Origin of the sequence: Thermogymnomonas acidicola JCM 13583 (assembly GCF_001316105.1) — an archaeon.
Classification (GTDB): Archaea; Thermoplasmatota; Thermoplasmata; order Thermoplasmatales; family Thermoplasmataceae; genus Thermogymnomonas; species Thermogymnomonas acidicola.
The window spans coordinates 55,427-69,373 of record NZ_BBCP01000006.1; the positions used below are offsets into that span (position 1 = coordinate 55,427).

A 13,947-nucleotide genomic window follows, 5' to 3' on the forward strand; every position below is an offset into this window, starting at 1 on the left:
AGTCCGCACCTATATTCGAGGAAGCCGATTACGGCGTCGTTGGGGGGGATCTCTACAAGTTCGTGGAGGAGGTGTCCAAGGCCCTCTGACCCTCCCACACCCCCCCTTGTTTTTATCAATCTGACCTCCTCCCCCCCGCCCTGAAGCGCGAGGGTTCCCCCCCTGGGGGGGCGGTTCACAGGTTTGTGGTTCACCGCCTTCATTTTCATCACTTCATCGCTAGTGGGGTTTACCCACCCCCCCGCTCCGTTCGTCCAGCGGTAGACCATGGGCTGGACCTTCAGCCTGTTACCCCCCCCATCCCTAGCTGGGGGTTGCCCTCCCCCCCCAGCTCCCCCCCGGGACTCGGAGATATGTGGGATATTTATTGCACCGTTTGAGTCCGCATTTATGACCTTCCCCCCCGTGCGGGGACACCCAAAGAGGCCTCTCTTAATACGCCCATTCTCATGGGCCTCCCCCCCGCACAGGTAACAAGTTTTTGAAGTATATGCTTCACCGACCTCGACCACGTCTATCCCCCCCAACCCCCCCTCCCCCCCAACCTCCTTAAGCCTCCTCATAGTATAGCCATAGTTGCAGAAGTTGACCGTGAGCTTGTTGCCGCGTTGCCTGGCAATTCCCCCCCTAGGATGTCCCACAACGAGCTTACCTGCTCCTCTCTCCTTCAAGGTCTCCATTGTCTCCCTCACCATGCTGTTCAAAGCGTGCCTGAGGAACATCTTCCTCTTCTCAAATAAGAGTTTCAGCTTCCCGCTCCCCCCCTCTGCTTATGCCTAGCCAAGGCCTCTTGTGTGATTTGTGTCTTCCTGATATAATACTCGTACTGAGATAGGACTGAGCCACCTTTGAATAAATACCACGACCCATCCCCGGCGTATACCTTAGCCAGGTTAACTATCCCCAGTCTACTGAAGCCGTCAGCTTACCCTTCTCCGCTTCGTGCTCAAACTCTGCTGGTATATGGGCATACCACCATTTCCCAGCCTCGTCGTATATTATCTCTGACCTCCCCCCCTGTTTTCCATTCCACTTAAGCTTACCCTTAAACTTGAGGGTGAGGTGAAATTGCTTCAGGTAGATATCCATCCTTTCTTCGTTTATCACGTACCTGTCGTTCCTGCTAATGACCATGGGCCTTTACCTGCCGCCTCCCTTCCAGTACCCTGGAGGTCACGGCTTAAACCACCTCGGTAGTTTGTCCTCTTTCTTCATCTCTATTAGCGTGAAGAAGATCCTGCAACCCTCTGCATTCTTCCTCATAACTTGTTGTGCACTTACCTTGAGTATTGATTTGTACCTAGCTTACACTGTCTTCTCGGTTTCACTGGAATCCACACGCTTCCCCCGCCTTGAACTGTTGCATCCTTAACCAGTTTACCACGTTCCAGCACCTGGCGGTAGCAATTGCCAGTTCCTTCAACTTTTGATGCGTTTCTTTACCCACCACCAGCTTTACCGCGTTAGTCCTCTTCACTCTCCTTCACCCATTGTCCTTCTATGTACTTCTTTATCGTCTCGCTCGACACGTTGCCGGCAGTTGATACGAAGTGGCTCCCAGTCCACAACTTCCCGTTGGAGTACTCCCTCAATTCTGGAAACTTTTTGAGTATTAACCTTGCTGGTTCTCCCTTGAAGTAGTTTGCTAGGTATGATGGTGCGTATCTCGGTGGGCAGTTGACGAAGAGGTGGATACGGTCTTGCATCGCTTCCAGGGCTGATACTTCACAGTCAAGCTCCTCAGCAATGGACTTTAGCACCTCTTTGGTGTATTCAGCCACTTCACCTATCAACACTTCTCTGCGTTATTTCGGTATCCATGCGAAGGGGGGGTAGTTGCAGAGGTACTTTGTATGCCTAGTGGATCTGTATTCCTCGCTTTAAAGTATTCAGGAGAGTTTAGAAAGCTTTACCCCGTCCCTAGAAGGAGCGAGGCCCGTCGTTCGTTTTGTCAAGGAGAGAGGAAGAAAAAATTAAGATTGAATCAAGCGATAGGGATATATGACCTGGTACAGGGTTCTCAAGGAAAGCCAGATGAACGACGGAGACCTCTTCAAGGCAAAGGTGAACGGGAAGGAGATCCTGATAATAAAGGACGAGGGAAAGTTCTACGCAACCTCGCTCTATTGCACACACGAGCAGTACGACCTGTCAGACGGCTTCATGGACGACCACAAGCTCATCTGCCCCCCCAACCACTTTGCGACCTTCGACCCCCCCAAGGACGGCTCAGTGGTGAGCCCGCCTGAAGGGTCAGGCGACATTGAGCCCCCCTGAAGTCCTACAGGACAAAGGTGGAGAACGGAGACGTGCTTGTGGAAGTAGACTGAACGCCTGGGGTCTGGCCTATGAAGGTTCTCGTTCTGGCCAAGCAGGTCCCAGACGTCAATATGATCCGGTTTGACCCCCCCCAGACCAACAGGATAATCAGGGAGAACGTCCCCCCCTGATGATGAACTCTTTTGACAAGAAGGCCGTGGAGGAGGCAATAAGGATATCTGAGAGGTACGGCTGGCAGACCTGCGTTGCCACCATGGGCCCGCCACAGGCCGCTGAGATGCTGAACGAAGCGCTGAGGATGGGCATAAACGAGGCCTTCCTTATCACTGACCGTGCCTTCGGTGGGTCGGACACATGGGTCACAGCGAGGGTGCTGGCGAGGTTCGCCGAGAAGTACGGGGCGGACCTGGTGCTCACCGGTAAGTACTCCCTGGACGGAGAGACATCGCAGGTGCCCCCCCTGAGGTCGCCACCATGCTGGGCGTGCCCTTCATCCCCCCCTCAGTCTCGAAGATTGAGATCGGTGAAAGCCTGACGGTGGAGCAGGAAATGGAGGACGGCCTCTACACCTGCACAGTGCCTGTGCCCTGCGTACTATCTGTAAGCGAGAAGATAAACAGGGCAAGGGCAATAAAGCCAGACACGCCGCAGATGTACGAGAGGATAAGGAGTGTGGATGCAGCCTGGCTCGGGATAGACGTGAACGGCGCCAGGGACTCCCCAACCGTGGTCGTGGGGGGGACGCAGAAGGTGGAGAGCCAAAGGAATGTCCAGTTCATTGAGCCAGATGGCCACCTCTACGAGAAGGTGATGGAAATAATAGAGAGATCGAGGGCCAGGGAAGAGGTCAGGACTGTGAGCCTCTCGAACATAAAGGGGGGGGAGAAGGAAGCCTGGGCCATAGCCCTGGACGATGCCAGGGTCTCCATGGAGGTGGCCTCCAAGGTAGCGGAGATCGCATCAGCATCGGGGCTGAGGGTCAGGGTGATCGGCAACGTCGATTTCAGGGGCGGAGAGGCGCCGCCTGCCCACAGGCTGGAGGTGCTTGAAGGTGGCGACAGCGTCGCTATCGCCAACTACATATCCTCAAGGATAAGGGAACTGAGGCCCGAGTTCGTGCTCTTCCCCCCCTCCACAACCAGGGGGGCGTGAGGTGTCATCGATAGTTGCGGCAAAGCTCTCCCTTGGCCTCACTGCGGACTGCATTGACGTATCCTATGAGGGCGGCAGGCTGGTGCAGTTCAAGCCAGCATTCGGAGGTGGCGTTGTGGCCAGGATAGTGTCCAAGACAAAGCCAGAGATGGCCACAGCCAGGCCAGGCATGTTCAGGGTCGTAAAGTGTGACATAAAGCCTGAGGTGGAGCGCATCAGGCTCGAGCCTGCTAGCAGCGTCAAGTACACGGGCTTCACTCCTGTGCCGTCTGATTTCAGGCCCCTGGGCGCATCCAGGATCATACTGTCCATCGGAAGGGGGGGGATAAGGAAGAGGGAGAACATCCAGAAGGTGCTCAAGCTCGCAGAGATACTCGGCGCATCAGTGGGCGGCTCCAGGCCCATAGTTGACATGAACTTCCTGCCCAGGCAGCAGCAGGTCGGCCTGACGGGGAGTGCAGTCTCGCCGGACGTATACATAGCCATGGGCATATCCGGCCAGGACAACCACGTGGTCGGGATAAGGTATGCCAACAGGGTAATAGCGGTGAACACTGACAGGAACGCACCCATATTCAGGTACTCCGACTACGGCATAGTCATGGACATGATGGAGTTCGTTGACAGTTTCATTCAATTCCTCTCGGGGGGGAAGCAGGAAAAGGCGTGATGGATCCAGGCATGAACTTTATTTTTCCCCCCCATTTGGTGCAGGGGGGGAACGCTATAATATAACTTTAAATATATTAGTGCCATACTAAAACGGTAAACATATTCCTAAAAGGTGGTCCACCATGGATATCCTCTGCACCCAGACGCCCTCCAGAGGCACATTGACTGCATCGCCCCGGGTTCCGGCCCCCCCAGGTCCAGGGAAGACACTCCCACAGGGGGGGGTGGTGCATTGATTAACCTCTACAGCCCCGAGGTGACCGGGCTCTCGGTAGCCCTTATCCTCTCCTACCTCCTGGGCATTGTCCACGGCATAACCCGGACGAGCACACATGGCCGATAACCTTCAGCTACTCCGTGGGCAGCTACAGCACGCGCGGTGGAGCGAAAGCAGGCATGCTCTTTTCCCTGGGCTTCACGGTACAGAGGGCCGCTCTCTCTGAGGTGGCCTACTTTGCCCTGGCCTCGGTCTTCATGAGCAACATGGTGGACGGCATAACCTACATGGTCGTGGGCGGTGTCATGGCAGCCTCAGGCCTCTACATAAGGAACAGGCTCAGGTACCCGCACTTCCACGCTGTGGAGAGGTACCTGGAATCCCTGGCACACATACACGGAGGTGAGAAGTCCAGGAGGGAGATGCAGCATACGGAGAACCCGGTGGGGGGGCGGAGGGCTTCAGGGGGGGAGTGCCGTTGAGGCTCACCTTCGTCCACGGCCTGATAGCTGGCTTCGGCTTCGGGGGGGCATTTGCACTCATTATATACACGACCCTGGCGCCTTCCATGCCATCTCCTTACCTCGGCTTCGTGCCTGGGGCACTCTTTGGCTTGGTACCATGACCATGCAGGTCCTCTTCGGCACGCTGTTCGGCGCTACATGAGGAGGCTCCGCATCGGTGAGGAGGGCATAAAGTATGTGGCCAGGGGAGTCAGTTCAAGTGTTCTCTACTACGGCGGCCTTGTCTTCCTGTCTGCGGGTGCCCTGGTCCTGGTCGTGCCCGGCATACTTGACCTTGCCATCGTCACTCCCATAATGGTGCACAACCTGCACTCCCTGGGCCTCGGCTTCTTCCTCGTCGTGGCCACGGTTGCGGTGATAGGTGCACTCTCCTTGAGGGTATACATACGCAGGGCGAAGTCCAGGTACGGGCCAGGGAGAGATGTGGCACCAGCGAAGGCCCCCGGGGGGGGACGCCGTGATGAAATAGAGGTGCCATATCACGGAAACCGGCCACCTGCCACTGCCCCCCGGTGTTCCGGACAAAGGTTAATTGTATACTTTACTCTATCATGATCGATAGACGTGAACGAGGTTATTAGGGCACCGAGAGGCCCGCAGCTGAACACAAGGGGGGGCTGGGGGCAGGAAGCTGCACTCAGGCTCCTGATGAACAACCTTGACCCTGAGGTGGCCAAGGACCCGGATAACTTGATCGTCTACGGTGGCAAGGGGGGGAAGGCCGCCAGGAGCTGGAGGGACTTCCACGAGATCGTAGCAATGCTGAAGGAGCTCTACAGCGACGAGACTCTCCTAATACAGAGCGGCAAACCCGTTGGGGGGGCGTTCAAGACATCGAAGTTCGCACCCAGGGTTCTGATCGTGAACGCGCAGATCGTTCCGAGGTGGGCGACGGACGACATATTCTGGGACCTGGAGGCAAGGGGGGGCCTGACGATGTTCGGCCAGATGACCGCAGGCTCATGGATATACATCGGGACACAGGGGGGGATATTACAGGGGGGGACATACGAGACGCTCTCCGCACTGGCCAGGAAGGAGTTTGGAAAGGATTCGCTCAGGGGGGGCAAGTGGGTGCTTTCATCAGGCCTGGGAGAGATGGGCGGGGGGGCCCAGCCACTGGCAATCACCATGAACGAGGGTGTTGGGATAATCGTTGAGGTGGACGAGAGGAAGATAGAGAGGCGCATCAGGGCAGGTACCTGGACACACAGGCTGGGAGCCTCGACGAGGCCCTGAGGATGAAGGACGAGGCTATAGAGGAGGGGAAGCCACTCTCAATAGGCCTCCTGGGCAACGCCGCCACGGTTTACACAGAGCTGAAGGACAGGGGGGGATAGTGCCGGATGTGGTCACGGACCAGACTGCGGCACACGACATAAACATAGGCTACATTCCTGAGGGCTACGACGTCTCGTCAGCGGAGGAGTTCAGGAAGGGGGGGACCCCGAGGGTTACAAGAAGGCAGTGTACGCGTCCATAGTGAAGGAGGTAAAGGCGATACTCTGGTTCAAGGAACACGGCTCAAAGGTCTTTGACTACGGCAACAACCTGAGGACAAGGGCCAGCGAAGGCGGTCTAAGGGAGGCGTTCGAGATCCCGGGCTACGTCCCGGCATACATAAGAGACCTGTTCGCAGTGGGTTCAGGCCCGTTCAGGTGGGTCGCGCTCTCCGGGGGGGACCCGGAGGACATCTACAGGATCGATGACGCCATAATCGACCGCTTCTACTACGACGAGCACCTGGTCAAGTGGATCAAGCTCGCCAAGGAGAAGGTGAAGTTCCAGGGGGCTTCCTGCCAGGATCTGCTATGCCGGGTACGGCCAGAGGGAGGAGATCGGCCTCCTCATCAACGAACTTGTTAAGAAGAAGGAGGTCTCATGCCCGGTGGCCATAGGCAGGGACCACCATGACACGGGCTCTGTGGCATCGCCCTACAGGGAGACCGAGAAGATGAAGGACGGAAGCGACGCCATAGCAGACTGGCCCATACTTAACGCACTGCTGAACGCCGTCTCCGGGGGGGCCACGTGGGTATCTGTGCACCACGGTGGAGGCACGGGAATTGGCAATGCGATACATGCTGGTTTCGTGCTCGTAGTTGATGGCACCCAGGACGCGGAGGAGAGGGTCAAGAGGGTGCTGAACGCAGATCCTGGCCTGGGCGTCATAAGGCACGCCGATGCGGGTTACGAGGCCTCAAGGGAGATAATAAGGAGGGGGGGTCAAGTTCAAGTACCCTGTGTACGACAGGGAGGAGCGGTAACCCCCCCTGCACCATTTTTTGTGTCTATATAGAGATCACCTGGAATCTCCCACAGGTTCCCCCCCAGGACCCTTTTCTGGCACACCTCCGCCGCTTCCTGCAAGCTTCAGGAAAGGTGAGACAGCAACGCCTGCGGCGAAGAGCACTGCCAGAACGGCCAGCTGGAAGGCCCCCCCGCCCGATATGACCAGGGGCCCGAAGAACACAGGTATGAGCGCAACGCCAACATTCGTGGCCACACTGTACATGGATGTGGCAAGGCCAGCCCTCGCGGGGTCATCCGAGTAATAGGTTGTTGAGGTCATGGCCATGGACCAGTAGGAGTTGCCGAAGAACCCGTATAGGAAGAAGAATGCTATGAGTAGCGCCAGGAGCGGTCTCAGGCCAAGGAGGTATGATATGGTGGACGCAGATACCGCGCTCAGGGCGGACGTGAGCAGCATTCCTGCCCTGACCCTACCAAGCCTCTCAAACACGGGCGGCACTATTATTGCACCTGTGCCAGAGCCCAGGAATGTGAGTGCAGAGAGGAGCCCCCCCCGACCGAGAGGGCAGTGCCCTCCGGCACACCTCTTGCGATAAGTGAAGAGGAGGCTATGGAGCCGAACATGACCGATATTGATGATACAAGGAAGCCCACGTACCAGTTCTTCAGCATGCCTGTCCTGAACGAGCCCCCCCTGAGGCTCCTGCCCCCCCTGTAGTCCTGGGGGTAGTCCCTCGCCCTCATGGGGGGGAGCACCACCAGGGCGACCAGGGCCAGTATGGCTGAAACTCCAAAGGCCTCCCTTATGCCGTCGGCAATGAGGTAAGGCGATACCAGCGAGCCTATGGCCATGCCCATGAAGAGTATGCCCACGCTTATCCCGACAGTTGTGTGTGCCCTCCCAGGAGTCAGGGATTCAGCCACAGATCCGACTGGGGGGGCCACGGCCATTGGGTATGCCACTGCAGCGATCAGGGTGGCAATGAACAGGAAGGTGTAGTTGTACGCGACTATCCTGAGGGCGAGGCCGATGACGGAGAGTGCCGCTGATATGTAGAGTGACCTGACTACAGAGAACCTGGCGGAAATGAAGCCAGAGAGGAGGCCCAGCACCACCATTGTGTATCCGTATAGGGAAACAAGGAGCAGCACGGAGGAGGTGCCCACTGAAAACGCCTGGACACCTCCGGCACCAGGGGGGGCGCAAGCATGAACCATCCGAACCCTATGGTGAAGAGGAGGTACCAGTAAGGTATCAGGTCCCTTGTAGAGTTCACGCACTTATGAGGCAATGCCTCACTATAATGCTTTCTCAGGGGGGGTTTCAGAAAAAACGATATAGCTGCAAGCCCAATATCTCAGTATGCCCGGGATAAAGGCTGTAGTGATGGCAGGGGGGGCAAGGGCACAAGGCTCAGACCGATCACCTACTCGATCCCAAAGCCCCCTCGTGCCAATTGCAGGGAAGCCATGCATAGGGTACATCCTCGATTCATACTATTCAGCAGGCATACGGGATGCCATAATCACCACAGGCTACAAGTTCGAGAGCCTGATCACGGGAGTGCTGAAGTACAAGCAGAACGACCTATCCGTCCTCTTCTCCGTGGAGCCAGAGCCAGCCGGAACGGCTGGAAGCGTGAAGCTGGTATCGAGGTTCCTAGACCAGACCTTCATCGTGGGCAGCGGGGGGGACATACTGTCCGACTTCAGGATCGAAGAACTCCTGCGCTTCCACAGGGAGAGGAAGGCGGACGTGACGATAGCCCTGACAAAGGTGGATGACCCATCGCAGTTCGGCATAGTCGAGACGGAGGACGGGAGGATCGTCAGGTTCCTGGAGAAGCCCTCGAGGGAGGAGACCTTCTCGAACACGATAAACGCCGGCATGTACGTGATAGAGCCGAAGATACTCGATGAGATACCCGACGGTGAGCCCTATGACTTCGCCAAGCAGCTGTTCCCCAGGCTCATAAAAGAGGGCTACAGCGTCATGGGATACGAGTGCCCCCGGCACCTGGCTGGACACGGGGGGGAGGCCACACGATATGATCAAGGCGAACCAGATGATGGTCAGCAAGTACGGTGCGGAGGTCTCCGGCGAGTCCGTGTCCGGCAGGGTCATAATCAAGACTGGCCTCCACCTCCTCGCCAACACCAGGATAAAGGGCCCTGCATACATAGGCGAGGGCGTCAAGATCGGGAGGAACAGCGTGATAGAGGCATCAGCGATCTATGACGGCACTGTGATCGGGGAAGGTGTGCAGGTGAGGAACTCGATCCTCATGGACAATGTCAGGGTACTTGACAGGACTACGGTGAGCGGCTCCGTAATCATGAGGAACACGACGATAGGGGGGGAAGAGTGCGAGATATCCGACAGCGTGCTCGCCCCCGCACCTGAACCTCCAGAGCAGGTCAAGGATTTACAACGTATCGCTCTCATCGGAAGTAGAGGAAGAGGAAAACAGCGATTAGTATTATGGCCAGTGCTATCATAGCGTATGTGATCTTCCTGTCATTGCTGAATATTATCGGCACCGGCCCTATCATGACCAGGCCACCGAAGGAGCTCTTCCTCTCCCTCTCACCCTCTTCCTGAGCCTCTTGGCCCAGCTGGTCTTCGAACCCGTACGGCTCGAACTCCACAGGCCTCCTCATGTATACGAAGGGGGGGGTAAGCATGAGGAGCACTATGCCCAGGAATATCAGGGCAAAGGGTATGAGGGCTATGGCCTGTGTGCTGTAAACTACCGGGAACACAACAAAAAGGGCAAAGTGGGCCAGGCCAAGGAAGGCCATCACGAAGTAGAGCACCACTCCTGCAACGATAAGGGCATATCCCGCTGCAAGTGTGGCCCTCATACGTCAATAAATTAACAAAGGGTATTTATATTTGATCAGAGGAAACCGGCCTTCTGGAGGATAAGGAGGTCCTCCGTGGTAAGCTGTTCCCCGTTCTTGAACTTGTCGAAGAGTGTCATGGCCTTCTTCTGGAGGTCGCTCTCCTTCTCCTTCTTCTTTGTCGTCCTTGCCTTGGTCTTCAGCGTGGATATTACCTTCTCAAGGTCCCTGAGGTCGTTCTTCGCCTGTATGAAGGCCTCGTGTTCCTTCTCCGACTCCTGGTTGTACTTCACAAACATCTCGTGGAACTGATCTGCCTGCTTCCTCGTCTCGTCCAGCTGCGCCAGGTCGTTCGTTATCTCTTCACTGAGTGCGTTGATCTTCTGCGATATCTCATCGATCTGCTTCTTCAGGGCCTCCCCCCATCTTCCTCTCGTTCTCAATCTTTTCCTGGAGGGCCCTGACGTTCTCGTTGTTCGCGAGTTCCTCCTCGCGGTCCTTCTTCATCTTCTTAATCTCGTTGGTCAGCCTCCTGATGGCCGCGACGACCTTCTGCTCGTCCTCCTTTGTAAGAGGCGTTGTCTGCTGCTTGGTCTCGAGTTTCTGGAGCTCCTTCTCCTTGGCCCTTATTTCCCTGATGTCCACGCTCTTCAGGTTCGCCTCTTCCCTTATCTTCTTGTACTCCTTCCTGAGCTCCGAGAGCGCTTGTAGTGCTCCTCCTTCTCCGCGCGCAGCTTCTGCACCTGTGCGATGAGCTCAGACTTCTGGTTCATCTTTGCCTTCACTGCCTCACGCATCTCACGTACCTTTGCGTTGAGCTCATCCCTCTTCTCCGCATACTCGTGGCTCTTCTGGGCAGCCTCGTCCCTCTTGCTAATGTGTTCCTCAACCAGTTTCCTTAAGTGCTCGCGTTTCTGTTCAAACTCTTCAAGAAGATCAGTCATAGGAACCCATCATCACAGAATTTAGTACCTGATTTTTGTATCCAATAAATATCTTTCGCAGTCCATGGAGTGTACAGTGGTGTGGAGCAATACCGGGCCCTTCCGGTCAACATAGTTACCACTTTTCACTCAAGCGAGTGGCAGGTGCAGCAAGCTGTGTCCATCTGGCCACTGCAGTGGAGAGTCCCTTCCCTAAGTTCATGTAAATTTTGTACCTTCATGTCATAATTCATGCTCTGATGTCAGTATTGCAGCATAGGTGTAAATTATTTTGCGTAATATAAAAATATAATAAACTTTCATAATATATAAATACAGAGAACACCATATATTTTTGGTGATCCCTTGACTCGGGAGTTAACCAAGATCGTAGTGCTAGCCATAGCGTTGCTGATGGTTGTGTCTGCAGCCTCCCTCCTTTTCGCAGGCTCACACGGAACAGTCCACAGCAATGCAGTCAACAGTTCTGGGCAGTCCTTCGCTGCTGTTCCTGGGACCGATGGCTTCTCACAGGCCAGCCAGATAACTGGCCAGTACTCGCTTGTGCCTGACCAGGCTGCAATGAATCCGAACGCGCAGGTAAGCATCGTTATCTCGTTCAAGCCGGCGAGCGGCTTCCAGAGCTTCCTTAACAACCTCTATAACCCATCGAGCCCCCCCATATACAGGCAGTATGTCACTGCGGCCCAGCTAGGTGACATGTTCGGCCTGAATCAGCAACTCTACTCTAAGCTGGCAGAATACTTCGAGGGTTACGGCCTCACCGTGTTCCCGAGCGCATCTAGGCTCACAATGACCGTTTCGGGCACAGTGGAGCAGATGGAGAGGGCCCTGAACACCAACATAGGGGCGTTCAAGTACAGTTACACCTCTACGGGGCTCTGGAACCCCCCCCTCTTTGGCAACGAGAGTGCTGTCAAGGGCAGCACAACGTACACGCCTGTGTTCTATGTATCCACATCTGACATCTCCCTGCCTAGCTTCATAACCCAGTATGTTTCGGGCATAAGTGGCCTCAATGGCATGATCGCACAGCCAGACCTCGCGCTCCCGTACGGCATATCGCCGAACATGACTGCGGTGCACTACCAGGGCAATATCACCCCCCCCGCCGGTCGGATGTGAAGTACATACCATCGCTGAACGACATACAGAACATAACATACGCGAACTACACGTGGATGCCTGCAGCTGAGGCACAGCAGGTGCTGTTCGTATCGGATGTTGGCAATTACCAGATCATATACCCGAGCACAATGCACATGCTCACCGGAGCGGAGTACCTGTGGAACGGCCAGGACACTCTGAACGGCGTTCCTGACATGGGACAGGGCATTACCGTGGCGGTGGTCGAAGTGGGCTTCCCCGTACTTCCCAGATATAGCCCAGTTCTCACAGCAGGTGTTCGGGAACCCCCCCAACCAGGTGCCTGACAGGGTTACCTATATAGGAGTTGGGATAAGCTCTCCGCTCCAGGGCTACATCGATGGCCTGATATGGGGCTGGACACTGGAGACCGAGCTAGACATGGAGTACATTGCAGCAATGGCACCCCTTGCCCACATTGATGTGGTCGCAGTGCCCAACCCTGAGTTCACGAGCTTCGACCAGGCCTACGCCTTCATAGCCCAGTACCTGACGCACGATGCCAACATCTCCATGATACCCCCCCCTGGCAACGTCGTATTCGGTGCACTCCAGGGTGCAACCAATGTGAGCATAGACAGCAACTCCTACGGTGCACCTGAGTGGGAGGCAGTCTTTGAAGGCTCACCGATGTATGTGACGATAGAGGACACCCTGCTCTCTGAACTAAACGCCGTGGGCGTGACCAACTTCTTCGCCGCAGGCGACGAAGGGTCAAACTCCATGGCCGCATCGCCCAGCATGCCGTCGCAGTCACCTGCAGCCACCTCGGTGGGCGGTGGCCAGACCACAGCAGCGGATAATGGTGTGGAGTACCCTGTGACTAACGTCATAGTGAACGACACATCCTTCTTCCCGCCAGTACAGATGTACGTTGCACAGGCAACATCCCTGGCAACCTACACCTACTGGTCCTACGGCGGAGGCCTCGGAGGGACATTCAAGGGTGAGGTCGGAGGCGGTTTCGGGCAGTCGGTGATGGAGCAGCAGCTTGGTACGAGGCGGGCATAGACGTGTATGAGGACGGTGCCCTCCTCGATCCCATAATATCTGGTGCGGCATCGTTCAACATGACAATATATGGGTTCGGCACATGGAACCTGTTCTACGGTGGCACATCTTTCGCAACGCCAATCTCTGCTGCTGAGTGGGCCCTCATAGAGGAGCAGGCCATGCTGCTGCCCAGCACGAACCCATACATGGGCAACATAAACTACCTACTGTTCGCAGTGCACAACGCATACGAGGCGAACGTGATGGGCGTAGTAAACCCGTTCGTGCCCATGCAGGACATCGGGCACAACTTCAGCTACGGGCCGGTGAACTCATACTCCTGGTACCTGTTCAACCTCTCGATAAGCCAGCCCGCTGATCCCACGCTGCCAGGCTGGTACGCCACGATATTCAACCCGGTTGACAGCGGTTGGACGTTCCTTGGAGGCCTCGGCATGCTCAACGCAGCGCTGATGTCTCAGGACCTCCTGGGCCGCACATCGCAGGCGGGCTACTCCATGCTGAACCCGTCTTTCGGCCTCATGCAGGTGACGCCTTCCGGCCTTGAGCCTTTCCACATGCTGACCGCCGGTCAGACATACACGTTCCAGATAGTGCTGGCGAACGGCGGAGTGGCTGGGAGCAACTACAGGGTCATTGCGTACAGCGGCGGTCAGACCGAGATGATAACCCCCCCATCGCAGAACGGGACGTTCACATACACGCCCTCATTCACACAGCCACAGATAAACGCAAACCTGACCGAGATGGGCTACTTCTACATCACAGTGGCGCACTCACCTGCCCAGGTACCTGCGTGGTACTTCCAGCAGTTCGGTGTGGCGCTGCCCAATGCAACTGGGCAGCTGGAACTGACCGTAACGAACCCTGAGGCATTGCCGAGAACTCATCGGTAGAGGTG

At 56.2% G+C, this 13,947-nt stretch carries 15 protein-coding genes and 5 pseudogenes; 14 read left to right on the forward strand and 6 right to left on the reverse strand.

Annotated features, from left to right (window positions below; genetic code table 11):
- Positions 1-143 precede the first annotated feature (143 nt).
- Positions 144-1,477, reverse strand: a pseudogene (locus tag JCM13583_RS12510) (transposase); the annotation flags it as partial.
- Positions 1,464-1,817: pseudogene (gene tnpA, locus JCM13583_RS06345) on the reverse strand (IS200/IS605 family transposase). The pseudogenes tnpA and JCM13583_RS12510, both read right to left, overlap by 14 nt.
- A gap of 184 nt (positions 1,818-2,001) precedes the next feature.
- On the opposite strand from tnpA, the gene JCM13583_RS06350 reads away from it, so the two are divergent.
- From JCM13583_RS06350 to hutU, 9 genes and pseudogenes are all read left to right on the forward strand, one after another.
- Entirely contained in the window at positions 2,002-2,277 is a 276-nt protein-coding gene (locus tag JCM13583_RS06350) for a Rieske 2Fe-2S domain-containing protein (RefSeq protein WP_075057088.1), read from the forward strand.
- Positions 2,278-2,449: 172 nt separating this feature from the next.
- Entirely contained in the window at positions 2,450-2,815 is a 366-nt protein-coding gene (locus JCM13583_RS06355) for a hypothetical protein (RefSeq protein WP_075057089.1), read from the forward strand.
- Entirely contained in the window at positions 2,755-3,432 is a 678-nt protein-coding gene (locus JCM13583_RS06360; protein WP_075057090.1) for a hypothetical protein, read from the forward strand. Before JCM13583_RS06355 ends, JCM13583_RS06360 begins: the two co-directional genes overlap by 61 nt.
- Position 3,433: 1 nt before the next feature.
- A complete protein-coding gene (locus tag JCM13583_RS06365; protein ID WP_075057091.1) occupies positions 3,434-4,102 on the forward strand; it encodes an electron transfer flavoprotein subunit alpha/FixB family protein in 669 nt (222 codons plus the stop codon).
- Between the two features lie 114 nt (positions 4,103-4,216).
- Positions 4,217-4,447: a hypothetical protein gene (locus JCM13583_RS14340; RefSeq protein WP_075057092.1), complete on the forward strand. Its 231-nt coding sequence runs from the start codon at positions 4,217-4,219 to the stop codon at positions 4,445-4,447.
- A gap of 14 nt (positions 4,448-4,461) precedes the next feature.
- Positions 4,462-4,803, forward strand: coding sequence for a hypothetical protein (locus JCM13583_RS14345; RefSeq protein WP_075057093.1), 342 nt, complete (start codon positions 4,462-4,464; stop codon positions 4,801-4,803).
- The gene (locus JCM13583_RS14350; RefSeq protein ID WP_174504967.1) at positions 4,794-4,946 is read left to right on the forward strand and encodes a hypothetical protein; all 153 of its coding nucleotides are present in this window, start codon (positions 4,794-4,796) and stop codon (positions 4,944-4,946) included. Before JCM13583_RS14345 ends, JCM13583_RS14350 begins: the two co-directional genes overlap by 10 nt.
- A gap of 37 nt (positions 4,947-4,983) precedes the next feature.
- A complete protein-coding gene (locus tag JCM13583_RS14355) occupies positions 4,984-5,400 on the forward strand; it encodes a hypothetical protein (RefSeq protein ID WP_075057094.1) in 417 nt (138 codons plus the stop codon).
- A gap of 9 nt (positions 5,401-5,409) precedes the next feature.
- Positions 5,410-7,144 (forward strand): annotated as a pseudogene (gene hutU, locus JCM13583_RS06385) (urocanate hydratase).
- Positions 7,145-7,147: 3 nt separating this feature from the next.
- Here hutU and JCM13583_RS06390 read toward each other — a convergent pair.
- Both JCM13583_RS06390 and JCM13583_RS06395 read right to left on the reverse strand, forming a co-directional pair.
- On the reverse strand, positions 7,148-7,597 hold the full coding sequence (locus JCM13583_RS06390; RefSeq protein ID WP_075057095.1) for a hypothetical protein: 450 nt from the start codon (positions 7,595-7,597) through the stop codon (positions 7,148-7,150).
- Between the two features lie 2 nt (positions 7,598-7,599).
- Entirely contained in the window at positions 7,600-8,265 is a 666-nt protein-coding gene (locus tag JCM13583_RS06395; RefSeq protein ID WP_075057096.1) for a hypothetical protein, read from the reverse strand.
- Between the two features lie 196 nt (positions 8,266-8,461).
- On the opposite strand from JCM13583_RS06395, the pseudogene JCM13583_RS06400 reads away from it, so the two are divergent.
- Positions 8,462-9,576, forward strand: a pseudogene (locus JCM13583_RS06400) (NDP-sugar synthase).
- Here the strand turns inward: JCM13583_RS06400 and JCM13583_RS06405 are convergent.
- Both JCM13583_RS06405 and JCM13583_RS06410 read right to left on the reverse strand, forming a co-directional pair.
- Positions 9,541-9,963, reverse strand: coding sequence for a DUF131 domain-containing protein (locus JCM13583_RS06405; RefSeq protein WP_162509527.1), 423 nt, complete (start codon positions 9,961-9,963; stop codon positions 9,541-9,543). The pseudogene JCM13583_RS06400 and the gene JCM13583_RS06405 sit on opposite strands and share 36 nt — an antisense overlap.
- A gap of 35 nt (positions 9,964-9,998) precedes the next feature.
- Positions 9,999-10,886, reverse strand: a pseudogene (locus JCM13583_RS06410) (coiled-coil protein).
- A 372-nt stretch (positions 10,887-11,258) separates the two neighbouring features.
- Between JCM13583_RS06410 and JCM13583_RS06415 the strand changes: the two are divergent.
- The 4 genes from JCM13583_RS06415 to JCM13583_RS06430 are packed head-to-tail and all read left to right on the forward strand — an operon-like array spanning position 11,259 to position 13,942.
- Positions 11,259-12,011 carry a hypothetical protein gene (locus JCM13583_RS06415; protein ID WP_162509528.1) on the forward strand — a complete coding sequence of 251 codons (753 nt, stop codon included), beginning with the start codon at positions 11,259-11,261 and terminating at the stop codon, positions 12,009-12,011.
- Positions 12,008-12,319 (forward strand): hypothetical protein, encoded by a 312-nt coding sequence (locus JCM13583_RS06420; RefSeq protein WP_075057098.1) that lies wholly within the window; start codon positions 12,008-12,010, stop codon positions 12,317-12,319. The genes JCM13583_RS06415 and JCM13583_RS06420 overlap by 4 nt, the downstream gene beginning before the upstream one ends.
- A complete protein-coding gene (locus JCM13583_RS06425; RefSeq protein ID WP_075057099.1) occupies positions 12,312-13,043 on the forward strand; it encodes a hypothetical protein in 732 nt (243 codons plus the stop codon). The genes JCM13583_RS06420 and JCM13583_RS06425 overlap by 8 nt, the downstream gene beginning before the upstream one ends.
- Before the next feature lie 2 nt (positions 13,044-13,045).
- Positions 13,046-13,942, forward strand: coding sequence for a hypothetical protein (locus JCM13583_RS06430; protein ID WP_075057100.1), 897 nt, complete (start codon positions 13,046-13,048; stop codon positions 13,940-13,942).
- The last annotated feature ends 5 nt before the right edge of the window (positions 13,943-13,947 follow it).

What these genes read in the sequence shown, in the direction of transcription:
- JCM13583_RS06350 (WP_075057088.1), top strand. Translation starts at nt 2,002, where the DNA reads ATGACCTGGTACAGGGTTCTCAAGGAAAGCCAGATGAACGACGGAGAC.
- JCM13583_RS06355 (WP_075057089.1), top strand. Translation starts at nt 2,450, where the DNA reads ATGATGAACTCTTTTGACAAGAAGGCCGTGGAGGAGGCAATAAGGATA.
- JCM13583_RS06360 (WP_075057090.1), top strand. Translation starts at nt 2,755, where the DNA reads ATGCTGGGCGTGCCCTTCATCCCCCCCTCAGTCTCGAAGATTGAGATC.
- JCM13583_RS14355 (WP_075057094.1), top strand. Translation starts at nt 4,984, where the DNA reads ATGAGGAGGCTCCGCATCGGTGAGGAGGGCATAAAGTATGTGGCCAGG.
- JCM13583_RS06405 (WP_162509527.1), bottom strand. Translation starts at nt 9,963, where the DNA reads ATGAGGGCCACACTTGCAGCGGGATATGCCCTTATCGTTGCAGGAGTG.